Source organism: Ectopseudomonas alcaliphila, from assembly GCF_900101755.1.
In the GTDB taxonomy this organism is placed as follows: domain Bacteria; phylum Pseudomonadota; class Gammaproteobacteria; order Pseudomonadales; family Pseudomonadaceae; genus Aquipseudomonas; species Aquipseudomonas alcaliphila.
In genome coordinates, this window is sequence record NZ_FNAE01000003.1 from 230,297 (window position 1) to 249,588 (window position 19,292).

At 55.2% G+C, this 19,292-nt stretch carries 28 protein-coding genes; 15 read left to right on the top strand and 13 right to left on the bottom strand.

What is annotated here, in order from left to right; translation table 11 throughout:
- Positions 1 to 33: 33 nt before the first annotated feature.
- The 9 genes from BLR77_RS12745 to BLR77_RS12780 form a co-directional block, all read right to left on the bottom strand.
- Positions 34 to 240 carry a major capsid protein gene (locus BLR77_RS12745; protein ID WP_074678294.1) on the bottom strand — a complete coding sequence of 69 codons (207 nt, stop codon included), beginning with the start codon at positions 238 to 240 and terminating at the stop codon, positions 34 to 36.
- Between the two features lie 11 nt (positions 241 to 251).
- On the bottom strand, positions 252 to 455 hold the full coding sequence (locus tag BLR77_RS12750) for a hypothetical protein (RefSeq protein WP_012018527.1): 204 nt from the start codon (positions 453 to 455) through the stop codon (positions 252 to 254).
- A gap of 9 nt (positions 456 to 464) precedes the next feature.
- Entirely contained in the window at positions 465 to 644 is a 180-nt protein-coding gene (locus BLR77_RS12755; protein ID WP_074678296.1) for a hypothetical protein, read from the bottom strand.
- Between the two features lie 15 nt (positions 645 to 659).
- Positions 660 to 1,043: a hypothetical protein gene (locus BLR77_RS12760; protein ID WP_074678298.1), complete on the bottom strand. Its 384-nt coding sequence runs from the start codon at positions 1,041 to 1,043 to the stop codon at positions 660 to 662.
- Between the two features lie 363 nt (positions 1,044 to 1,406).
- A complete protein-coding gene (locus BLR77_RS24870; protein WP_083366068.1) occupies positions 1,407 to 1,775 on the bottom strand; it encodes a hypothetical protein in 369 nt (122 codons plus the stop codon).
- 4 nt (positions 1,776 to 1,779) lie between these two features.
- Positions 1,780 to 2,079, bottom strand: coding sequence for a lysogeny maintenance protein PflM (pflM, locus tag BLR77_RS24875; RefSeq protein WP_074678300.1), 300 nt, complete (start codon positions 2,077 to 2,079; stop codon positions 1,780 to 1,782).
- A gap of 186 nt (positions 2,080 to 2,265) precedes the next feature.
- Positions 2,266 to 2,484, bottom strand: a complete 219-nt coding sequence (locus BLR77_RS12775; RefSeq protein ID WP_074678302.1) for a hypothetical protein — start codon at positions 2,482 to 2,484, stop codon at positions 2,266 to 2,268.
- Positions 2,481 to 2,630, bottom strand: coding sequence for a hypothetical protein (locus tag BLR77_RS25605; RefSeq protein WP_169716325.1), 150 nt, complete (start codon positions 2,628 to 2,630; stop codon positions 2,481 to 2,483). The genes BLR77_RS12775 and BLR77_RS25605 overlap by 4 nt, the downstream gene beginning before the upstream one ends.
- Positions 2,627 to 2,842, bottom strand: coding sequence for a hypothetical protein (locus tag BLR77_RS12780; protein ID WP_013715705.1), 216 nt, complete (start codon positions 2,840 to 2,842; stop codon positions 2,627 to 2,629). Before BLR77_RS12780 ends, BLR77_RS25605 begins: the two co-directional genes overlap by 4 nt.
- A 121-nt stretch (positions 2,843 to 2,963) precedes the next feature.
- Here BLR77_RS12780 and BLR77_RS12785 point away from each other — a divergent pair, with 121 nt between their 5' ends.
- From BLR77_RS12785 to BLR77_RS25080, 6 genes are all read left to right on the top strand, one after another.
- Entirely contained in the window at positions 2,964 to 3,203 is a 240-nt protein-coding gene (locus BLR77_RS12785) for a DNA-binding protein (RefSeq protein ID WP_074678304.1), read from the top strand.
- Positions 3,204 to 3,323: 120 nt separating this feature from the next.
- The gene (locus BLR77_RS12790; protein ID WP_074678911.1) at positions 3,324 to 4,193 is read left to right on the top strand and encodes a HamA C-terminal domain-containing protein; all 870 of its coding nucleotides are present in this window, start codon (positions 3,324 to 3,326) and stop codon (positions 4,191 to 4,193) included.
- A complete protein-coding gene (locus tag BLR77_RS12795; RefSeq protein WP_238380569.1) occupies positions 4,193 to 6,352 on the top strand; it encodes a DEAD/DEAH box helicase in 2,160 nt (719 codons plus the stop codon). Before BLR77_RS12790 ends, BLR77_RS12795 begins: the two co-directional genes overlap by 1 nt.
- 95 nt (positions 6,353 to 6,447) lie before the next feature.
- On the top strand, positions 6,448 to 7,146 hold the full coding sequence (locus tag BLR77_RS12800) for a hypothetical protein (protein WP_139202970.1): 699 nt from the start codon (positions 6,448 to 6,450) through the stop codon (positions 7,144 to 7,146).
- 31 nt (positions 7,147 to 7,177) lie between these two features.
- A complete protein-coding gene (locus tag BLR77_RS12805; protein WP_074678308.1) occupies positions 7,178 to 7,888 on the top strand; it encodes a hypothetical protein in 711 nt (236 codons plus the stop codon).
- A 197-nt stretch (positions 7,889 to 8,085) separates the two neighbouring features.
- Positions 8,086 to 9,162, top strand: a complete 1,077-nt coding sequence (locus BLR77_RS25080) for a hypothetical protein (protein WP_139202972.1) — start codon at positions 8,086 to 8,088, stop codon at positions 9,160 to 9,162.
- Between the two features lie 55 nt (positions 9,163 to 9,217).
- On the opposite strand, the gene BLR77_RS12815 is transcribed toward BLR77_RS25080, so the two are convergent.
- Positions 9,218 to 9,535, bottom strand: coding sequence for a type II toxin-antitoxin system RelE/ParE family toxin (locus BLR77_RS12815; protein ID WP_074678313.1), 318 nt, complete (start codon positions 9,533 to 9,535; stop codon positions 9,218 to 9,220).
- Positions 9,532 to 9,768 carry a type II toxin-antitoxin system ParD family antitoxin gene (locus BLR77_RS12820; RefSeq protein ID WP_012018538.1) on the bottom strand — a complete coding sequence of 79 codons (237 nt, stop codon included), beginning with the start codon at positions 9,766 to 9,768 and terminating at the stop codon, positions 9,532 to 9,534. The genes BLR77_RS12815 and BLR77_RS12820 overlap by 4 nt, the downstream gene beginning before the upstream one ends.
- Before the next feature lie 425 nt (positions 9,769 to 10,193).
- Here BLR77_RS12820 and BLR77_RS12825 point away from each other — a divergent pair, with 425 nt between their 5' ends.
- Together BLR77_RS12825 and galU (BLR77_RS12830) are read left to right on the top strand one after the other, a co-directional pair.
- Positions 10,194 to 11,555 (top strand): UDP-glucose dehydrogenase family protein, encoded by a 1,362-nt coding sequence (locus BLR77_RS12825; protein ID WP_074678315.1) that lies wholly within the window; start codon positions 10,194 to 10,196, stop codon positions 11,553 to 11,555.
- A 42-nt stretch (positions 11,556 to 11,597) separates the two neighbouring features.
- The gene (gene galU / locus BLR77_RS12830; protein WP_024308196.1) at positions 11,598 to 12,437 is read left to right on the top strand and encodes a UTP--glucose-1-phosphate uridylyltransferase GalU; all 840 of its coding nucleotides are present in this window, start codon (positions 11,598 to 11,600) and stop codon (positions 12,435 to 12,437) included.
- Between the two features lie 155 nt (positions 12,438 to 12,592).
- Here the strand turns inward: galU (BLR77_RS12830) and BLR77_RS12835 are convergent, their stop codons facing one another.
- Complete coding sequence (locus BLR77_RS12835; RefSeq protein WP_074678317.1) at positions 12,593 to 13,015, bottom strand: VOC family protein; 423 nt, start codon at positions 13,013 to 13,015, stop codon at positions 12,593 to 12,595.
- Positions 13,016 to 13,087: 72 nt separating this feature from the next.
- On the opposite strand from BLR77_RS12835, the gene gorA reads away from it, so the two are divergent.
- The 7 genes from gorA (at position 13,088) to BLR77_RS12870 (ending at position 18,175) form a co-directional block, all read left to right on the top strand.
- Positions 13,088 to 14,446, top strand: a complete 1,359-nt coding sequence (gorA, locus tag BLR77_RS12840) for a glutathione-disulfide reductase (RefSeq protein ID WP_074678319.1) — start codon at positions 13,088 to 13,090, stop codon at positions 14,444 to 14,446.
- A gap of 7 nt (positions 14,447 to 14,453) precedes the next feature.
- Positions 14,454 to 15,077, top strand: coding sequence for a trimeric intracellular cation channel family protein (locus BLR77_RS12845; RefSeq protein ID WP_074678321.1), 624 nt, complete (start codon positions 14,454 to 14,456; stop codon positions 15,075 to 15,077).
- A gap of 2 nt (positions 15,078 to 15,079) precedes the next feature.
- The gene (locus tag BLR77_RS12850; RefSeq protein ID WP_074678323.1) at positions 15,080 to 15,460 is read left to right on the top strand and encodes a VOC family protein; all 381 of its coding nucleotides are present in this window, start codon (positions 15,080 to 15,082) and stop codon (positions 15,458 to 15,460) included.
- A gap of 170 nt (positions 15,461 to 15,630) precedes the next feature.
- Positions 15,631 to 16,494, top strand: a complete 864-nt coding sequence (gene galU, locus BLR77_RS12855) for a UTP--glucose-1-phosphate uridylyltransferase GalU (RefSeq protein WP_074678325.1) — start codon at positions 15,631 to 15,633, stop codon at positions 16,492 to 16,494.
- Between the two features lie 25 nt (positions 16,495 to 16,519).
- Positions 16,520 to 17,374, top strand: a complete 855-nt coding sequence (locus BLR77_RS12860) for an SDR family oxidoreductase (RefSeq protein ID WP_074678327.1) — start codon at positions 16,520 to 16,522, stop codon at positions 17,372 to 17,374.
- Between the two features lie 92 nt (positions 17,375 to 17,466).
- A complete protein-coding gene (locus BLR77_RS12865; protein WP_074678329.1) occupies positions 17,467 to 17,637 on the top strand; it encodes a con-10 family general stress protein in 171 nt (56 codons plus the stop codon).
- Between the two features lie 67 nt (positions 17,638 to 17,704).
- Positions 17,705 to 18,175: a hemerythrin domain-containing protein gene (locus tag BLR77_RS12870; protein ID WP_074678331.1), complete on the top strand. Its 471-nt coding sequence runs from the start codon at positions 17,705 to 17,707 to the stop codon at positions 18,173 to 18,175.
- A gap of 135 nt (positions 18,176 to 18,310) precedes the next feature.
- On the opposite strand, the gene BLR77_RS12875 is transcribed toward BLR77_RS12870, so the two are convergent.
- Complete coding sequence (locus tag BLR77_RS12875; RefSeq protein ID WP_074678333.1) at positions 18,311 to 19,279, bottom strand: class I SAM-dependent methyltransferase; 969 nt, start codon at positions 19,277 to 19,279, stop codon at positions 18,311 to 18,313.
- Positions 19,280 to 19,292 lie beyond the last annotated feature (13 nt).

Sequence of the window (19,292 nt, forward strand, 5' to 3'; positions counted from 1 at the left end):
ACGAGTTACCGGGCTGGTTGGTTGCAGCCGGCCTTACAGCGCGCGGCGGATGAACTTGAAGGCGGCGATCGCGATGATCACGCCCAGGACGATGCCAGCGACCTCGACGCCATCGACCTGCGCATCAGTGAGGGCAGTGGTCACGCCAGTCGGGAGGGCGGCGTGGGCTTGCTGTACGGCCAGCAGGCCAACAGCGGCGGTAGCACCGAGCGAGCGGCGCAGGACTTTCAGGTTTTGCATGGGTGTGTCTCCTACAGGTTGAGTGCCTTTTTCAGCACGAGAGCGCCGAAGACGATGGCGAACAGCACCAGGGCGTGTTCGCGGATCTGTGCATGGTCTTCAGCGGTTAGCCCGGTCGGGCTTATCTCACTGAGCGCGACGGTAGAGAGGGTGCCGACACAAACCGGGGTCTGGCCTGCGCTCTCCCATACGCCGTCGCACACAATGAAATTCATGGCGCCCCCTTACTCCGCCAAGCTGGGGTCGCGGATGACCTCAGCCATGGCGATGCAGTCGGGGCAGATCACGAGGTCGGGCGCCTTGTTCAGATCGGGCAGCAGGTCGGGCTGGGGGGCGGACTGGTTGTAGAGCTGGCCCATGGGCTGCCCGCAGCAGTCACACAGCACGCGATCAACGATCAGCATGGCGGCGCCCTCCCGTCAGGCCTTGGCCGCGTCCGGCTGGGTGCCGGTCGGCTTGGCTTGTTGTTGGGCGCCTTGCGGGGCAGCAGGCTTGGCGGCCTGGCCTTTCGGGTTCACCGCCTCGATGTGCACAGCCAGGTTGTTACCTTTCTGCTTGCCAGCACGCGCCACTTCGAAGGTGATGCGGACCGTTTCGAGCGGGGCAAATTGGGCGCCAGAGGCGAAAACCTCATCTGCAACGTCGGCAGGCACATCCATGCTCACAATGGACAGGCCGTTTTCGGTGATGCCGTCTGGCTCATCGCCGTAAAACACCTTGACGATTTTTACGTCGGTGCCGTTTTGGTTGAACGCCAGTTTCTGAGTGCCGAGAAATGCAACTTCCATAGTCGAACGTGCCATTTGTGTTTCCTCGCTTAGTTACGCGTTATTGCGCGGTTTTGCCTTTTTGCAGGCCGAGTTAGCCCAGGCAAAGGAACTTGTTAAGTTCGCCAATGCCAGGGGTTGCGCGGCTTGCAACGGGTTTCTGTGTGCCTAGTTATACGCTACTGAAAAGCTAAAAAATCACTCTTGCATAAATATCATCGGTTAAAATTTATTGAGCCGAATAGTGATGCAATGAAACTTTTAACTTTGGCGATAATTAACTTTTGATCATTAATCTGGATAACACCAAGGGCTTTGCCCTTGTCATCCCACTCTTGCCGCCGAGGGCTCGGGAGCGCGGGGCGGTGGAGCTGCCCCACACTCACGAGCGGAGGCTATTTAGGGCGGTGGGCGTTCAAGGGTTCGCTCTGCCCGTGCCTCCGTTTGGCCGAACGGTGGAGCATGTTCGGACAAGCCGGGGGCGCGGCCCTTGACCGACATAGCAACGAGCGCGGCGGTCAGGCCTTTTAAGAAGCCGCGTGTTTCCGCCTGGGTATTGGCTAGGCGCGGATCGCCAGGGGGGCGCTGTTTGGCTTGAGCCTCTTTGCGATCCAGATACTTGCAGTAGGGGATGATCAGCGGCAGGCAAAGCACAGCCACTATGCCCACGGCGCAGGCGGCAAGAACGAAGAGGTACATGACCTGCAGCAGCAGGATCAGCAGGCCCTCTAGAACGGCCTCTAGCGTGTTGATCCATTCAGTAATCATGCAGTCACCCCACCAGTTCGAACGGTTCGCGCAGGGGCACGAAGGGCGTTGGTTTGCCGGTGTCGCTCACAACGTGCCAGTACTGCGGCGGACGGTTGCCGGGCTTGTGTCTCTCGCAGGTATAGGCCTGCGTAACATGGTTGCGACCATTGACCAAGGACCATCGCGCGGGGCGGCAGTCGGTGCATTGTGTGTATGGGTAGGTAGGCGCCTTGGGCGGTATCCAGTTGCGGTTTAGCCAGCAGACAGAGCAGTCGCAGTTGTCGGCATGGGGTTGGCGCAGGTACTGGCTCAGGCTTTTCATTGGCCGACACCTCTGGCTTTGCATTGAGGCGAATACGCTTGCAGGCTGCGCAGTTGTCGGGGCTATCGTCGTTGAGGTCGTAAACGTGGCCTGTATAGAGCCAATGGCCACAAATAGACTGTGCATTAACGAAGTAATGAGCCTTACGCGCCAAAGCAGGGAAACCCCAACCAGCTTTATGAGTAGTCATGCGGCAGCCCTCACACCACGGACGCGGTAGAAGTCGCGGGCACGTTCCTGGGTAAGCCCCCAGTGGCGACCAGGGCCGGAAGGGAGATCAGCGATTACGCGCTCTATATAGGCAGCACAGTCGGCCTTGTTGGTGCCGGTGTGGACGCGGTGCCAGCGGCGTTGCTTGGTGGCACCGTGAAGGGTGCAGGTCTCGACAATGTAGGTGCGGCTCATTGGTTCACCCCCGTGAACAGCACCACGCGGGTTTTACCGAGCTTTACGCTCTCGACGGCGCCGGTTCTGATCCAGTAAGCGACCTGTTCAACGGCAACACCGGCCAGGGCGGCGAAGGCGGCTTGCGTATAGAAGGGAGGATTCATGCCGTCCACTCCTGTTCCAGCAGCCAGGTGCGGAGTAGGGCGCTGTTGACCATGCGGCGCTTGCCTAGCTTTACGGTGGGGAGAACGCCTTTCATTGCCCAGGCACGCGCGGTGCCGTAGGTCAGGCCATTTCGGTCGGCCCAGGACTCGACGGTTTCCACGTCCTGTTGCGGGCCTATCAGCTTCGAAGGTTCCAGCTCTTCCAGTTCCATGCTCGTTCCGTCACTATTCGTTTCATTAGCCATAATCGGCTATTGGAGTAAATATTTCTCTGGGGGAATTATTAACCTACCCGCCAGTTAGAGCAACAATTTCTCTGGAAAAGATTTCTATATGGAAAAGGCTGCTGATAGGGCTCGCCTATTGATCAAGAAGCTAGGCCCAAAGAAGGCCAGCACCTACGGCGGTGACTACGAGCGTTGGAAAAGTGTGAGTAAAGGGGCTGTACGAGTCAGCACAGAAGAAATAGATGTGCTGGTTGAGGTTTATCCCCAGTACGCCCTTTGGCTGGCGAGCGGAAAAATTGCGCCAGATGCAGGGCAAACAAGCCCGGAGTACGACGAGAATAATTAAATTACTAAAAATATTTATTAGTGGAGAGGAGATTCTGAAAGTCGTTTTGCGCTAAAAGGCATGGGGCCATTAAATTGCAATGGGCTCATGATGGGGATTATCAGCAGGGAAGATACTATAATGGAGCACCCTGAAAATTTTCTTAGTCTAGTTATTAGCGATGCTGGCAATGCCGGCGATAACCTTGCTTTATGTGCAGGTTTTGAGCGAGGTGACTGGCGTAGAGATCAATTTGCCAGTCATGTAATGGAATGGCTCCCGGAATTTGCGCTAAGCCACGCAGAGCTAAGGGAGATGGGGCACCACAATGCAATAAAGCTCACCAAAAAAGCTGCAAAAATAGTCTACCAAACTGAAAAGTACGGGTTGCGCGGAGAGTTTGGTGAGATATTTCTGCATATAGCCATTCGGCAGATTTATAAAACCGTTCCGGCGGTTAGTAAGATTTATTACAAAAGCTCAGTTAATGAAACGGTTAAAGGCTTTGACGCTGTTCATGTGGTAAAGAATGGAGGCGATCTTGAGCTGTGGATAGGTGAGACGAAGTTTTATAACGAGATAACTAGAGCTATTAGAGATGTCTGTGAGGAGATAGTTAATCATCTTGAGACTGACTATCTGCGATCTGAGTTTATTCTGATTCAAAATAAGATTGACGAATCGTGGTCGGAGGCTAAAGAGCTAAAGACCTTGCTGGACGAGAATACATCTTTAGATAAGGTTTTCAAGAGAGCCTGTATCCCCGTTCTGCTTACCTATGATAGCGATGTGGTTAAGGCTGCTAGCGAGAGTAACGAGCAATATATTGAAGGTCTTAAGTTGGAAGTTGAAAATGCTTTCAATAGTTTACGGTCTAAGCTAGGGGCTGCATACAAGGAGAGGTTCGGCCAAGATCTACCAGTGACATTGCATGTGATTCTTATCCCTCTTAAAGAGAAAGTTTCGCTCATTGCCGCTATGGATCAACGACTAAAGGCATTGCAATTATGATGGATATAGCGCTGCTTAGGAAAGGGATTAATGAAGGTCGTTTGGAGGAGGACTCTTTTAGGACTTTATCTTTAATAGCTAAAGTCTGCGCAGATAATTTATCGTCTGGTAGGGACTTGGTAGTTAGGGCTTTGGATAGAAAGGCTAATTTGGCTGTTCAATACCAAGAGATATTGGATGAGCTGGTGATGAAGGTGGGGCTCTATCCATATGTAGGTGATTTGTCAGAACTTTCTCTGCGAAGCGCAATGCTCCATGCGGCTCATAGAGCTGACGGAGAGATGGAAGACTACGTAATACATCAGGCCCAGGCAAGAGTTTTGCGTAAACTCATGGCAGGTGAATCGGTTATATTGAGTGCGCCGACATCATTCGGGAAAAGCCTTCTTATAGATATCCTTATATCTGCAAAGAATTTTACTAATATAGTCTTAATTGTTCCTACCTTGGCGTTGGTTGAAGAAACGCGCCGTAGAATGTCGAGATTTTCTGATCGTTATTCCATTATTACTTCAAATGGTCAGGCGCTTTCGGCAAATAATATTTTTGTATTTACTCAGGAAAGATTGCTAAGTTTTGAGGATGCACTGCCTGAGGTTGATTTCTTTGTAATCGATGAGTTTTATAAGTTATCTATATCTGGAGAGGGCGATAGGGCAACGCTATTGAATCAAGCTTTTTTGATGCTAGCCAAATCGAAGGCTCAATTTTATTTGCTTGGCCCGTCAATCAAGGCAATTCCTGAGTCGGTTCATGAGAAAGTAAAATGTAGTTTTATGGTTGAAGATTTTCAAACTGTAGCTATAGAGCTGCATCGACTTAAGAAGAAGCCAAATAAAGATCTTGCCTTGGCTGATTTACTTGATCGCACAGAAGGACAGACGATGGTTTATTGTCAGTCGCCAAATAGTGCTAGATCAGTATTGAAAGAGTATCTAAAGAATAGACCTCTTCAAAAGGTAGAAGACCAAGAGTTGATTGAGGCTGCAGAGTGGACAGCTAAACACTATAACGGTGATTGGCTGGTTTCTGTGGGGTTGAGGTACGGCATTGGAATACATCACGGCCGTCTTCCTAGATCGCTTGGCCGCTTTATGGTGCGAGCTTTTGAAGAGGGCAAGCTAAATATCTTGCTTTGTACCTCAACCCTTATAGAAGGTGTGAATACGGCAGCTAAAAACGTTGTCATATATGATAATAAACTCAATCGACAGCCTCTCGATTTTTTTACCTTTAACAATATTAAGGGGCGCTCAGGTAGGATGTTTAGACATTTTATTGGAAATGTTTATTTATTTGATGAGCCTCCAGAGGAAGATCTTCCATTTGTAGACATTCCTGCCTTGAACCCTACTGAAAACACTCCAAGTAGCTTGCTATTAAGAATTCCTGTGTTTGACTTGCCGCAATCTTTGCAGTCAAAAGTTAATGCGCTTATAGAGCAAAAGTACCTTCCTTTTAACTTACTTGTTTCGCACTCAGGTATCGAGCCTGAGAATTTAATTGAGACCGCAAAGTATATATGGGGGCTGAGTCATAATGATCTCAGACTCGTTTCGTGGGTCGCGAAGCCAAGTTATGAAGAGCTAAAATTCTCTTCAGAAATAATATGGGACAAGCTTGGTGGGAGTTATACTGCTCGAGCAGCTTCAATGAGAAGTGCGAGCATGATGACGAAGTGGGTTTGGGACCTATATAAGACGCGAAATGTACCTGCTTTTAGGCGAGAAAAAATTACAAGCCAGATAGCTTATGGTGTGTCCCCTGACGACTCAGTTGAGAATGTTTTGGCGTTTATACGTGGTTGGGCCTCGTTTAATTATCCCAAGTTCTTGTCGGCGCTGAATAGTATAGCCAGTTATGTGTTGACTGCTAAAGGTTTTAAGGGCTGCAATTATATACCTTTTGCAGCATCTATTGAGCACCTCTTTCAGCCTGATACGTTCTCATCGCTAGAAGAATATGGGTTGCCGACTGAAATAACTGAGAGGCTTGTGCAGGGAAGGATTTTTGGAAAAGAAGAACCTTTGGATGTGGTAATAAATAAGCTCAAGCTTCCGGATATAAGACGATTTGGAGGTGGAGTTTTTGAGCAAAGGATTATTGAAGATTTTCAGCAAGGAATCGGCGTTAGCCCTACACTGAAAGATAAGAATTGAAGCTAGTCATTGCATGATTAGGATTTTAACTGTTTCGGAATGTCTTTCGCTTTTGTAGGTTTTTTGTAGTTTTATAAAAGCATGGTGGGGTGCTAATGATTGCGCTAGATGAAGCTTTTGTTGAAAGGATGAAAGTAGATACCGCTGCAGCTGTTACTGAATTATGCGCCTCGGTTTTGGCGGAAGTGCAGAAGGGTTCGAACTGGTCGGCAAATGATTATAAGATACTGAGTCAGGCGTACATGTTTTTAGAGGCGGCTAGGGAGGCAAATATTTTAGCATCAGGTAGCCCTGTTATTGCAGCTGTTGATATGACAAATCGCAAGTTCATGTGTGCGGCTATACAGACATGGCTAGTGGAGTTGCGATCGTTTTATAGAGCCATACTGGATTTAAATGCTCTTGATTCTAGCAAGAATCATTTTAGGAGCATGTTTGGGAGTTTGTTTTCTTATGAGTTCTCCCAGGGTGACCTTGAGAAGGTGCAGTTGTTGGTGAATGAGCTTCGTGAACGTATATCTAGTGCCGCACTGGATGATAGCCATAAGCGTCGTTTGTTGGTTCGGCTGGAAAAACTTCAATCTGAATTGCATAAAAAGGTATCTGATCTTGACCGCTTTTGGGGGCTTATTGGAGACGCAGGTGTTGTCATAGGTAAGTTGGGGGATGATGCCAAGCCAATAGTGGATCGAATTAGAGAGGTTGCTGACATCGTTTGGAGAACTCAAAGCCGCGCAGAAGAACTCCCAAGTGGCTCTGAATTTCCTAGATTGGAAGACAAGTCTGGAGAATGATTTTTAGGGATACCATTTGCAAGGAGGCGGCATGAAATCCGACAGGGACGATGCACCAGACTATCTACGTAGTAAGAAGAAGCCCGGCCCATGGCGAATGGTTGCCATCCTGGGCGTGGGTTCCGCAATTACCTGGGGCGTGATCGCGCTGATCGCCAAGCCAATAGTGATCAATGTGGATCAGCTCAAGCAGGCGATCCATGTAGACGGCAAACCGCTGTTCAGCCAGCAACCGACGCCACAGCCTTACAGCGAGCCGGAAGAGCCTATAGGGCAGACATCTATTTCCATTGATCGCCCCGCACAAGACGTTCGGTCTCAACAGCAGGCTCAGGCGGATATCGAGTGGAATGGGCAGGGTAGTTCGGTAGCGGGTGAGTTACGACAGACTAGTTTCAACGATCAGAACTACACGCCTCGGTTGGATGTAAATACCATGGCTGCGCCGCCTGCTATTTACTACGCCGCTAGCAAAAAATCCAGGCCTGAAAAAGAAGTCAGAAGGGATAACTATGCCTATTGGGATTGGGTTGGGGCTGACCGGAAAAAGACACGCATAAGAATTGAGTGGGAAACAATTAATGGGTGGATAGAGTACGACAGCGTATGCCACAACCATCGGAAGGGCTCAATTGTATATCGGGACTGCCGTAAAGCCGCCAAGGAATATTTTGTTCATCGCTGCCGTACTGAGTCGCGAAAAGCATTCTGCAGGGCTGAAAATGGATTTAATCCCCTTTAGACGGAGATATATTTTCTGAAATTGACAATAGGGCTGTTCCCCGCATATTTTGGCTAGCAGTACCGCAATAGGTTACGACGCTGCATGAAAACGCGATATTGCTCTGCGGCGAGTAGCTTCAATCCAATGGGATGACTACGTTTTTATTTGCTTTGTTTGTGCCCTTAATCGTTGCTTGGTAATGATTTTTAATTGATATGGCAGGTCAAATGAAAAATATAATAGATTTAAAAAAAGTTTTCTCTTCGCTTTCAGAGGTAAATGGTCGGGCTGATTTGTTTATTGACTCTATTTCACCTTCCGAAGGCGGGTTAGGGTTGCATGGTCGTAAAAATAAATACAAGGAGTCTAGAATACTTTTAGATGTGAGTCTGCGTGAGAAAGGCTTGGAAGGCTGTGTGGATATTGCAAGGCAATGCCTGGCGGATCTAGAAAGCTTTATAAGTTCGGCTGTCAGAATCAAAAACCTTAGCGCGGAAAGGAGGGGGGAGCTCTCTAGCTTGCGTGAAACATGTCAAATTCTTTCGGATGTTTTGAGTAAGTACAATCCGTTAAATGGTAATTATCCCGATATAGAGGAGGTTAAGGCAAAAGTTAGGGCCTTGATGGAGGAGCAAGAGAGGCATGATATCCGTCACCAGAAACGATTATCTGAGAATGCGAAAAGTATTAGCGAGCTGGAACTAAAGGTTTCTAATATTTCGGAGTCTGTAGGGTTAGAGTTTAAGAAGGTTGAGGATGTGTATGCTGCAGCTATGGAAGAGGTGGAGCAAAGAAAAGATGAAATCAATAAAATTCTTGGTTTGGTATCTGGAAATGCAGTGGCGGGGAGTTTTGAGGAAAGTGCAAAGTCTGAAAGGCGCGTAGCTGATATCATGAGATGGGTCTCAGTGTTTTTTATGGTGGTTTTTGTTTTGGTTGCATCTATTTCTTTATATTTTACTTTGGCGAAAGATTTTGATTGGCGTACTTCAACTTTTAATTTGATTTTTGCTGTTTTGTTGTCTGCGCCATCGGCATATTTTGCGCGTGAATCTGCCAAGCATCGATTGCAATATAATAAGCATCTCCAACTTTCACTAGAGCTTAAGGCTATAAATCCTTATATTGCTTCTCTCCCTGCTGAGGAGCAGCATAGAATAAAATCAGAGATCGCAGGGCGTATGTTTTGTGTGAGGGATGATGGAGTGAAGTTGGTAGAGCCATATCCAATAAACATTCAAGAGATTCTTATGGAGATTCTCAAGAAAGTTGAAATCAAAGGTAAGGCTTGATAGCAGCTTGATGTAAAATGAGTAGCATAAAAGTATCTATGCTATTTAATTTGCACTATGTAATAAGCCAGTTCGGAATGTCTTTCATCTCATGCAGCACCCGCCACACATCAATATGGCTGTCTTGCTCGACATAGAAGACAAGGTAAGGATAGCGCTGGAGTGGCCAGGAGCGTAGGCCGGGCAGATCGAGTTCATGGGCGTAGCGAGCAGAACCAGAGGCTGGGTGGCGGCTGATCTGTTTGTACGCTCGCTCCAGGGCATCAACGAAGCCTAGTGCGGCCTTCTCGGCTTGTTCTTCGAGGTAGTAGGCAATGGCGCTGTCTACGTCTATGTTTGCTAGCTCACGCGGGATGACGGGCTTTTGCTTCATCCTTGAGCGTTCCGCACGCGGGCACGGAGCGATTCGAAGTAGTCAGCATCGGCAGGGGCTGCGGGAGCGGATGCAGCACCGGCGAGCAGCAGGCCACGAAGGTGTTGGCGGTCTTGATCCTTACGAATCAACTCACGCACGTATTCGCTGCTGGTGCCGTAACCGCGCTGGTTCACTTGCTCATCAACGAAGCTCTTGAGAGCGTCCGGCAGGGAGATGTTCATGGTGCTCATTGGACGTACCTCTTGCCAAATTTTGCCAAAGATCATAGCGCGGGTTTTGTGGCTGGTGTCGAAAAAGTGTCGAAATCATAGAGCCGAATAGCAACGAAGCGAGACTGCTAGGGAAGTGGAAAGCTCGTATTGAGCGGGTTTGGCACTGATTGACACGCTACCGAAACGGGTTCGAATCTCTTCTTCACCGCCACTTTCGCAAAGCCCCTGTAGGGAAACCTACAGGGGTTTTTGCTTTTATGGTCCCTAGTTTTCACGCTATGCGTACCCAGGCTGCGTACACGCAGCATCCTGACAGGGTGCGAATGAGCCCGGCCTCATATCGGCGTTTTCAGGCGCTGCTTGTCATCATTCTTTCGTCTTTCCGTCATATCGCTGCCACCGCGATTGGTTGCAATCGCAGCATAGGCCGGGAGGATGCTGCGATGCAGATATGCGTGATTGGAGCAGGATACGTAGGTTTGGTGACGGCGACCTGTTTTGCCGAGATGGGCAATCAGGTGGTCTGCGTCGAGCGAGATCCGCAGCGCGTCGCGATGCTTTCGCGAGGTGAGGTGCCGATCTATGAACCTGGCCTGGAGGCGATGCTCAGGGCGCAGCTGACCGGCGGGCAGCTCAATTTCACTTCACAGCTGAAGGCCGGCATCCGCCGTGCAGAGGTGATTTTCATCGCGGTGGGCACGCCCAGCGGTGAGGACGGTTCGGCCGATCTGAGTCATGTGCTGGCAGTTGCCGACGAGCTGGGTGAACGGCTCGATCATGCATGTCTGGTCGTGGACAAATCCACGGTGCCGGTGGGCACCGCCGAGCGTGTGGCGCAGCGCATCAACGCCGGTCTGGCGCGTCGGGAGCAACGGGCGCGGGTGACCGTGGCGAGCAATCCGGAGTTTCTCAAGGAAGGCTCTGCAGTCGAGGACTTCATGCGCCCTGATCGGGTGATCGTCGGCTGTGACGACGAACGTGGGCGCGAGCTGCTGCGCCGGCTGTATGCGCCGTTTCTGCGTAATCACGACCGGCTGTTGTGCATGGGTGTGCGCGCCGCGGAGTTCAGCAAGTATGCGGCCAATGCCTTTCTGGCGACCAAGATTTCCTTTATCAACGAGATGGCAGGTATCTGCGCGCGGTTGGGCGTGGATATCGAGCAGGTGCGCCGCGGTATCGGTAGCGACCGGCGTATCGGTACGCACTTCATCTATGCCGGTTGCGGTTATGGCGGCTCGTGCTTTCCCAAGGATGTGAAGGCGCTGATCCGTACGGCCGAGCACGAGGGCATCGAGCCTGGCATCCTGCGCGCGGTCGAAGCGCGCAATGCGCTGCAGAAGACGCTGCTGTTCCAGGCCCTGCGCGAGCATTTCAATGGCCACTTGCACGGGCGGGTCGTCGCGCTCTGGGGGCTGGCATTCAAACCCGGTACTGACGATCTGCGTGAAGCGCCCAGCCTGGTGCTACTCGAGGCTCTGCTGACCGCGGGTGCCAAGGTGCAGGCTTGCGACCCTGCTGCCACGGCAGCTGTTGCTGCACGCTATCCGGCGGCCATCGAGGCGGGGCAGCTGGTACTGAGCGAATCCCCCTATGCCGTCACCCAGGGTGCGGATGCGTTGGTGCTGGTGACGGAGTGGAAGCAGTTCCGTCAGCCGGACTTCCCGCGTATTCGCGGTGCGATGCGCATGCCGGTGCTGTTCGACGGGCGCAACATCTATGACGCCGATCAGCTGGCGGAGCTGGGTTTTCTCTATCGAGGCATCGGTCGACCTGCAAGCGGCAGTTGTAAGGCTAGCGCGGCTTGATAGACTGGGTGCGCATTCCAACCGTCCCCACTAGGGAGTCCCATGATCAAGAAATGCCTGTTCCCCGCTGCCGGTTACGGCACGCGCTTCCTGCCTGCTACCAAGGCAATGCCCAAGGAAATGTTGCCGGTGGTGAACAAGCCACTGATTCAATACGGGGTTGAAGAGGCACTCGAGGCTGGCCTCAACCAGATCTCCATCGTCACGGGGCGCGGCAAGCGCGCGCTGGAAGACCACTTTGACGTGAGCTACGAGCTCGAACACCAGATCAAGGGCACCGACAAGGAGAAGTACCTGGTTGGCATCCGTCGTCTGATCGACGAGTGCAGTTTCTCCTACACCCGTCAGGTCGAAATGAAAGGCCTGGGCCACGCCATCCTCTGCGGCCAGCCGCTGATCGGTGACGAGCCGTTCGCCGTGGTACTGGCCGACGACCTGTGCCTGAACCTGGAAGGCGATAGCGTGCTGGCGCAGATGGTCAAGCTGTACAACCAGTTCCGCTGCTCCATCGTGGCGATTCAGGAAGTGCCGAAGGACGAGACCTCCAAGTACGGCGTGATCGCCGGCGAGATGATCCGCGAGGACATCTACCGCGTCAGCAACATGGTGGAGAAGCCCAAGCCCGAGGACGCGCCGTCGAACCTGGCGATCATCGGTCGCTACATCCTCACCCCGGACATCTTCGATCTGATTCGCAGCACGCCGCCGGGCAAGGGTGGCGAAATCCAGATCACCGATGCGCTGATGCGCCAGGCCCAGCAGGGCTGCGTGATGGCGTACAAGTTCAAGGGCCAGCGTTTCGACTGCGGTAGCGCCGAGGGTTACATCGACGCGACCAATTTCTGCTTCGAGAACCTGTACAAGACCGGCAAGGCGTTCTGATACGTTTGCCTATCAGAGCAGCCTTTCGTAGGAGCCCCGCCCCGGGGCGAAGCTCTGCGATGCCTCGCCATCCCGGTTCGCGGCGGGGCGCCGCTCCTACAGAATCGGTGCATTGATGCTCCAACTGACGCCACCCTCGGGTGGCGTTTTGCATTTCAGGGGATGGGCATCTGTTCCGAGCCGGGCCCGAGCGGCTGGCCGAAGCTGAACTCCACGTAGTTGCCGGCCGGGTCGCGCAGGCCGCAGTAGTAGCCAACCGGGTAGGGCTCGTCACGCGGTGCCCAGATCAGGCAGCCCGCTTGATCGGCCATGGCGGCGATGTGATCGACCTCTGCGCGGCTGCTCAGGGCGAAGCCGAAGTGGCTGTAGTCATTGGCGGCCAGGTTCCTGTCCTGGCCGCCGGGCATGATGACGAAGATGAACTGGTGTTCCTTGCCCGGCTCGGCCATCCAGACGATGCGTGTGCCCTTGCCGGGGCGCTCGTGGATCACCTGCATGCCGCAGAAACGTTGATAGAAGGCGATGCAGGCGTCGAGATCGGGGACGTGCAGGGCAAGATGAGTCAGGGTAGGGCGCATGGAATCCACCTCCGGCTTTCAGCTTAGCGCGGGCCTTTACGGTATGCTCCTCGTCTGCCAAGGAGATACCCCATGAGTTACGACTTCGACCTGTTCGTTATCGGCGCCGGTTCCGGCGGCGTACGTGCGGCGCGCTTCGCCGCTGGTTATGGTGCACGCGTTGCGGTGGCCGAGAGCCGCTACCTGGGCGGTACCTGCGTCAACGTCGGCTGCGTACCGAAAAAGCTGCTGGTATACGGCGCGCATTTCGCCGATGACTTCGAGCAGGCCTCGGGTTTCGGCTGGTCGCTGGGTGAGGCGAACTTCGACTGGACGACGCTGATCGCCAACAAGAACCGCGAGATCGAGCGCCTCAATGGCATCTACCGTAACCTGTTGACCAGCAGCGGCGTCAGTCTGTTCGAAGGTCATGCGCGTATCGTCGACGCCCATACCGTCGAAGTGAACGGCCAGCGTCACAGCGCCGAACGCATTCTGATCGCCACCGGCGGCTGGCCGCAGATTCCCGATATCCCAGGCCGCGAGCACGCCATCAGCTCCAACGAAGCCTTCTTCCTCAAGCAGCTGCCCAAGCGCGTACTGGTGGTGGGCGGCGGCTATATCGCTGTGGAGTTCGCCTCGATCTTCCACGGCCTGGGCGCACAGACCTCGTTGCTGTATCGCGGCGACCTGTTCCTGCGCGGCTTTGATGGCGCCGTGCGCGAGCACCTGCGCGAAGAGCTGAGCAAGAAGGGCCTGGACCTGCAGTTCAACGCCGATATTGCCAGCATCGAGCGCAAGGCCGATGGCAGCCTCGCCGCCACGCTCAAGGATGGTCGCGTACTGGAGGCCGATTGCGTGTTCTACGCCACCGGTCGCCGGCCGATGCTGGACAACCTCGGCCTGGAAAACGTCGAGGTGAAGCTGGACAAGCGCGGCTATATCGAAGTCGATGACCTGTTCCAGACCTCCACGCCGTCGATTCTCGCCCTTGGCGACGTGATCGGCCGCGTGCAACTGACCCCGGTGGCGCTGGCCGAAGGCATGGCCGTGGCGCGTCGGCTTTTCAAACCCGAGGAATACCGGCCGCTGGACTACAGCATGATCCCTACCGCCGTGTTCAGCCTGCCGAATATCGGCACCGTTGGCCTGAGTGAGGAGCAGGCCATCGAAGCCGGGCACAAGGTGAAAATCTTCGAGAGCCGCTTCCGGCCGATGAAGCTGACGCTGACCGAAAACCCGGAGCGCACGCTGATGAAGCTGGTGGTCGATGCCGACAGCGACCGCGTGCTCGGCTGCCATATGGTCGGCCCGGAGGCGGGCGAGATCGTTCAGGGCCTGGCGATTGCCCTGAAGGCAGGTGCGACCAAGCAGATCTTCGACGAGACCATCGGCGTACACCCGAGCGCCGCCGAGGAGTTCGTTACCCTGCGTACGCCGGTCAGCCGCTGAGGGCAGCATGGAAACGCTTTTCTATGTCGCCGACCTGTTCGGCGTTGCGGTGTTCGCCATCACCGGTGCGCTGATGGCGGGGCGCAAGTCCATGGACCTGTTCGGGGTGCTGGTGATGGCCATCGTCACCGCGCTGGGCGGCGGCACGCTGCGCGACCTGATTCTGGACAACCACCCGGTCAGCTGGATTCGCGACGACACCTACATTCTGGTCGCATCATTGGCGGCACTGGGCACCGTGGCCTGGGTGCGCATGACCCGGCCGATTCACGAGAAAGGCCTGCTGATCGCCGATGCCTTCGGCCTGGCGGTGTTCACCGTGTATGGCACCGAGTTGGCGCTGCAGCACGGCACGCCGATCAGCACCGCGGTGATCATGGGGGTGATGACTGGCGTGGTTGGCGGGGTGATTCGCGATGTGCTGTGCAACGAAATCCCGCTGATCTTCCAGAAAGAAATCTACGCCACGGCCTGCATCGCCGGCGCGCTTACCTTCATCGGCCTGCGAGCACTGGGTACGCCGCACTGGCTCGATAGCGCAGCGGCTATGTGCGTGGTGCTGGTCGCTCGACTGGCTGCCATCCACTGGCACCTCGGGTTGCCGCGTTTTCACCTTCTGGACAGGCATTGAACATGATCGAGAGACTGGACCATCTGGTACTGACGGTGGCGGATATCGACGCCACCGTCGATTTCTATGAGCGCGTGCTGGGCATGCGTCACGAGCGCTTCGGCGCCGGGCGCAGCGCTCTGGTATTCGGCCAGCAGAAATTCAATCTGCATCAGGCCGGTCGTGAGTTCGAGCCCAAGGCGATCAAACCGACACCGGGCGCCATCGATCTGTGCCTGATCACCCTGTGGCCTCTGGCGCGAGTCATGGCCCATCTGGCCGAGCAGGGCGTGATGGTGGAAGAGGGGCCGGTGGCTCGCACCGGTGCCGTTGGCCCCATCGAGTCGGTGTATTTTCGCGACCCGGACGGCAATCTGATCGAAGTGAGCCGTTATCTCGCATAGGGACGGTTTCTTGCCGGCAGCGGCAGCTCGGCATCGGCGCGCTTATGCCGCACTGCCGAGCTTCGCAAAAGCGCGCAGCAGCGAAACGGCGCCCGCTGAAATATCTTGAACCGTAAAGGTTCTAAACGGGTCAGGTTCTATTACCGAGTCACTCAATTGGTATAGAACCCATGATCAAGAAATGCCTGTTCCCCGCTGCCGGTTATGGCACCCGTTTTCTTCCTGCTACCAAGGCGATGCCCAAGGAAATGCTGCCGGTGGTCGACACCCCGTTGATCCAGTACGGCGTCGAAGAAGCACTCCAGGCCGGGCTCAATGAAATTGCCATTGTCACCGGTCGCGGCAAGCGCTCGCTGGAGGATCATTTCGACATCAGCTACGAGCTGGAGAACGAAATTTCCAACACCGGCAAGGAGAAATCCCTGAGTGGTGTGCGTCATCTGATCGATCAGTGCACCTTCTCCTACACCCGCCAGGTGGAGATGAAGGGGCTTGGCCACGCCATCCTCACCGGCCGTTCCCTGATCGGTGACGAGGCCTTTGCCGTGGTGCTGGCCGACGACCTGTGCCTGAACCTCGACGGTGACGGCGTGCTGACCCAGATGGTCAAGCTCTACGAACAATTCCGCTGCTCCATCGTCGCCATCCAGGAAGTGCCGATGGAGGAGGTTTCGCGCTACGGCGTGATTGCCGGTGAAGCACTGCGCGACGATATCTTCCGCATCGACAGCATGGTGGAGAAGCCCAACCCGGAGGACGCGCCATCGAACCTGGCGATCATCGGCCGCTACATTCTCACGCCCGACATCTTCTCGCTGATCGAGCAGACCGAGCCGGGCAAGAGCGGCGAAATCCAGATCACCGACGCGCTGATGAAGCAGGCCCAGCAGGGCTGCGTGCTGGCCTACAAGTTCAAGGGCCGCCGCTTCGACTGTGGCTCGGCTGAAGGCTATGTGCAGGCCACCAACTTCTGCTTCGAGAATCGCCACAAGACCCATCCGGTGACAGCGAGCCCGCGCCTGCAGGCCGTCTGAGCGCTAGCGAAAGGAGGAGTGAAGGATGAACGACAAGACCCTGCCGCCTCAGCACCAGCAGCGGCAACCCGGCGTCGAACACGCCATGCACCCTGAGCCGGTCTACCTCGACGATGATTACCGCGCTGCCGGCAAACTGACCGGCAAGGTGGCGATCATCACCGGTGGCGACAGCGGCATCGGCCGCGCCGTGGCCGTGCACTACGCCCTGGAAGGGGCCAAGGTCGCCTTGGTTTACCTGAACGAGGATGAAGACGCGCAGAAGACCCTCGACGAGGTGAAGCGCCACGGCGGCGAAGCCATCGCCCTGGCGGGTGACGTCGGTGACGGCAGCTTCTGTCAGTGCGTGGTCGACGCCGTGATCGCCAAGTGGGGACGCCTCGACATCCTCATCAACAATGCCGGCGAACAGCATCCCGAGCACAACCTCGAGTCACTCGACGAGGCGCAGTGGGAGCAGACCTTCCGCACCAATATTTTCGCCATGTTCCATCTGACCAAGGTCGCGCTGGAGCATCTGCAGCCGGGGGCGAGCATCATCAACACCAGCTCGGTGACGGCCTACAAGGGCAACCCCATGTTGCTCGACTATTCCTCGACCAAGGGCGCGATCACCTCGTTCACCCGCTCGCTGTCGATCAACCTGGCGCCGCGTGGCATTCGCGTCAATGGCGTCGCACCTGGGCCGATCTGGACGCCACTGATACCGTCCACCTTCAGCGCCGAAAAAGTCTCCGAGTTCGGTGCCGATACACCGCTGGGGCGCCCGGGCCAGCCTTCTGAAGTCGCACCGGCATTCGTCTATCTGGCCAGTAGCGATGCGTCTTACGTCACCGGGCAGATGCTTCATGTCAACGGCGGAAGTGTGGTCAACGGCTGATGAAAAAAAGCCTGAACGACTCGCGGCAGGGCCTGCCTCATTTTATGTAGAGGCAATAACGCCTCGCGAGTAACTATCAGGAGGTACCAGCAATGGCGACCAGCAAAAATCCGGGTAACTTCGCAAACGATCGTCAAAAAGCTTCGGAAGCCGGCCGCAAAGGTGGCCACAACAGCGGGGGCAACTTCGCCAATGACCGTCAGAGAGCTGCTGAAGCCGGGCGCAAGGGCGGTCAGAAAAGCCAAAGCGGTCGCGAGTCGTGATCGTCATGCCAGGGCCCGCTTTTAGCGGGTCCTGGCATTTTTGCCGAGACCTGAGGAGAGCAACACGATGAATGCCATCGAACTGCTGAAAAAGGATCACGAAACGGTTAAAGACCTGCTGAGCAAGCTTCAGGACACCACCGAGCGCGCCGTGCAGACGCGCAAGAAGCTGCTGCTCAAGATCGAGCAGGAATTGAAAATCCATACCGAACTCGAAGAGCAGATTTTCTATCCGGCTTTCAGGCGTGCCGGCAGCAAGGAGGACGCTGTGCTCGCCATCGAAGCCAAGGAAGAACATCGTGTTGTAGAGGCGCTGGTATTGCCCGACATCAAGGGCACTTCGCCATCCGCCCTTGAGTTCGCCGGCCGGGTCAAGGTGCTCAAGGAGCTGCTGGAGCACCATATCGAGGAAGAGGAACGCGACATGTTTCCCCAGGCCAGCAAGCTGCTGAGCAAACGTCAGCTGCAGGAGCTGGGCGAGTCGATGGAAGTGCTGCGCAAGTCGCTGAAGAGCGATACTCAAGCCAAGGCGGCCTGAGCATCACCGGGCCGGTGCTTGCGCAAGGCAGGCACCGGTCCAGCAGGCCGTTGAAGAACGTAGGCGACGACTGCATGGATGCAGGAGGTAGAGCGACGCAGGAAGCCAAAGCCGAGGCAGTTTTTCAACGGCCTGCTAGCGCTGGCGCAGATTGGGCTGATAGCTCAGGCGCAACGCCACGCAGGCGATGCGTTCGGCCTCCGCGTATTCGGGCTTCTGCAACTCCTCGCCGAACACGTCCGGATCGATTTCCTGATAATCCCATTCCCAGCCGGTGTCGCGCAGCGACAGGCGAATGGCGTTAAGGAAAGCATCTTCACCCTCGACGATCGCCACCCCGGTATAGAGCAGCAGCGTGCCGCCAGGCGCGAGTCTTTCCATTGCCGTATCGAAAATCGCCAGGGACAGCCCGGCGCCATGCTTGCCACCGCCGTGGCGATAGGTTCGCTGCTGCGCATCAAGCATATAGGGCGGGTTGGCGATGATCAGATCGAACTGCCCGTCCACATCCCGCAGCAGGTCGCTGCTCTGCACGCGCAGGTTGTAGATGCCCGCCAGGCGTGCATTCACCGCGGTCAGGGCCAGGGCTCTGGGGTTGATATCCAGCGCCATGACTTCTGCCCCCGGACGCATCTGCGCCGCGGTGATGGCACCAGGCCCGGCGCCGCAGCCGATATCGGCGATGCGTCGCAGCGGCTGGTTGGCGTGCGCCAGGTAGTCGCGCAGCAGGCGAGTGAAACGGTAGGTATCGGGGCCGAAGAACACCGCATCGCTTTGCTCCGTTGGAAAGCGCGAGTGCACGTAGAGCCCATCGCTCAGGGTGGACCAGCGTACCTGGCTGATCCACCCTTGCGCGTGAGGCTGCAACACCTCGGCCTCACGCATGATCTCGAGAATTTCCTCATCCAGCGTGCCGTCAGCGAACGGCCGGCTCCAACCGAATACATCGCGCAGGTCCTTGGCCAGAGCATTGCCCGGACGCTGGTTGACACGTTGATGGGTGAGCGGTGTCGGGGTGACGAAGCGATAGCCGCGTGCACGTAAAAGCTTGCCCAGGCGCAACAGGGCGAGAGTCGGTGGGGAGTTGAAGGCTGGTTCGAGCATGAGCGGGTTCCCG

What these genes read in the sequence shown, in the direction of transcription:
- BLR77_RS12750 (WP_012018527.1), bottom strand. Translation starts at nt 455, where the DNA reads ATGAATTTCATTGTGTGCGACGGCGTATGGGAGAGCGCAGGCCAGACC.
- BLR77_RS12820 (WP_012018538.1), bottom strand. Translation starts at nt 9,768, where the DNA reads ATGAGCACCATGAACATCTCCCTGCCGGACGCTCTCAAGAGCTTCGTT.
- galU (WP_024308196.1), top strand. Translation starts at nt 11,598, where the DNA reads ATGATCAAGAAATGCCTGTTCCCCGCTGCCGGTTACGGCACGCGCTTC.
- BLR77_RS25080 (WP_139202972.1), top strand. Translation starts at nt 8,086, where the DNA reads ATGGCAGGTCAAATGAAAAATATAATAGATTTAAAAAAAGTTTTCTCT.
- BLR77_RS12865 (WP_074678329.1), top strand. Translation starts at nt 17,467, where the DNA reads ATGGCGACCAGCAAAAATCCGGGTAACTTCGCAAACGATCGTCAAAAA.
- BLR77_RS12835 (WP_074678317.1), bottom strand. Translation starts at nt 13,015, where the DNA reads ATGCGCCCTACCCTGACTCATCTTGCCCTGCACGTCCCCGATCTCGAC.
- BLR77_RS12800 (WP_139202970.1), top strand. Translation starts at nt 6,448, where the DNA reads ATGATTGCGCTAGATGAAGCTTTTGTTGAAAGGATGAAAGTAGATACC.
- BLR77_RS24870 (WP_083366068.1), bottom strand. Translation starts at nt 1,775, where the DNA reads ATGATTACTGAATGGATCAACACGCTAGAGGCCGTTCTAGAGGGCCTG.
- pflM (WP_074678300.1), bottom strand. Translation starts at nt 2,079, where the DNA reads ATGAAAAGCCTGAGCCAGTACCTGCGCCAACCCCATGCCGACAACTGC.
- BLR77_RS12860 (WP_074678327.1), top strand. Translation starts at nt 16,520, where the DNA reads ATGAACGACAAGACCCTGCCGCCTCAGCACCAGCAGCGGCAACCCGGC.
- BLR77_RS25605 (WP_169716325.1), bottom strand. Translation starts at nt 2,630, where the DNA reads ATGAATCCTCCCTTCTATACGCAAGCCGCCTTCGCCGCCCTGGCCGGT.
- BLR77_RS12745 (WP_074678294.1), bottom strand. Translation starts at nt 240, where the DNA reads ATGCAAAACCTGAAAGTCCTGCGCCGCTCGCTCGGTGCTACCGCCGCT.
- BLR77_RS12790 (WP_074678911.1), top strand. Translation starts at nt 3,324, where the DNA reads ATGGAGCACCCTGAAAATTTTCTTAGTCTAGTTATTAGCGATGCTGGC.
- BLR77_RS12785 (WP_074678304.1), top strand. Translation starts at nt 2,964, where the DNA reads ATGGAAAAGGCTGCTGATAGGGCTCGCCTATTGATCAAGAAGCTAGGC.
- BLR77_RS12760 (WP_074678298.1), bottom strand. Translation starts at nt 1,043, where the DNA reads ATGGCACGTTCGACTATGGAAGTTGCATTTCTCGGCACTCAGAAACTG.
- BLR77_RS12815 (WP_074678313.1), bottom strand. Translation starts at nt 9,535, where the DNA reads ATGAAGCAAAAGCCCGTCATCCCGCGTGAGCTAGCAAACATAGACGTA.
- BLR77_RS12775 (WP_074678302.1), bottom strand. Translation starts at nt 2,484, where the DNA reads ATGAGCCGCACCTACATTGTCGAGACCTGCACCCTTCACGGTGCCACC.
- BLR77_RS12795 (WP_238380569.1), top strand. Translation starts at nt 4,193, where the DNA reads ATGGATATAGCGCTGCTTAGGAAAGGGATTAATGAAGGTCGTTTGGAG.
- BLR77_RS12870 (WP_074678331.1), top strand. Translation starts at nt 17,705, where the DNA reads ATGAATGCCATCGAACTGCTGAAAAAGGATCACGAAACGGTTAAAGAC.
- BLR77_RS12780 (WP_013715705.1), bottom strand. Translation starts at nt 2,842, where the DNA reads ATGGAACTGGAAGAGCTGGAACCTTCGAAGCTGATAGGCCCGCAACAG.
- gorA (WP_074678319.1), top strand. Translation starts at nt 13,088, where the DNA reads ATGAGTTACGACTTCGACCTGTTCGTTATCGGCGCCGGTTCCGGCGGC.
- BLR77_RS12825 (WP_074678315.1), top strand. Translation starts at nt 10,194, where the DNA reads ATGCAGATATGCGTGATTGGAGCAGGATACGTAGGTTTGGTGACGGCG.
- BLR77_RS12805 (WP_074678308.1), top strand. Translation starts at nt 7,178, where the DNA reads ATGAAATCCGACAGGGACGATGCACCAGACTATCTACGTAGTAAGAAG.
- BLR77_RS12755 (WP_074678296.1), bottom strand. Translation starts at nt 644, where the DNA reads ATGCTGATCGTTGATCGCGTGCTGTGTGACTGCTGCGGGCAGCCCATG.
- BLR77_RS12850 (WP_074678323.1), top strand. Translation starts at nt 15,080, where the DNA reads ATGATCGAGAGACTGGACCATCTGGTACTGACGGTGGCGGATATCGAC.
- BLR77_RS12875 (WP_074678333.1), bottom strand. Translation starts at nt 19,279, where the DNA reads ATGCTCGAACCAGCCTTCAACTCCCCACCGACTCTCGCCCTGTTGCGC.
- BLR77_RS12845 (WP_074678321.1), top strand. Translation starts at nt 14,454, where the DNA reads ATGGAAACGCTTTTCTATGTCGCCGACCTGTTCGGCGTTGCGGTGTTC.
- galU (WP_074678325.1), top strand. Translation starts at nt 15,631, where the DNA reads ATGATCAAGAAATGCCTGTTCCCCGCTGCCGGTTATGGCACCCGTTTT.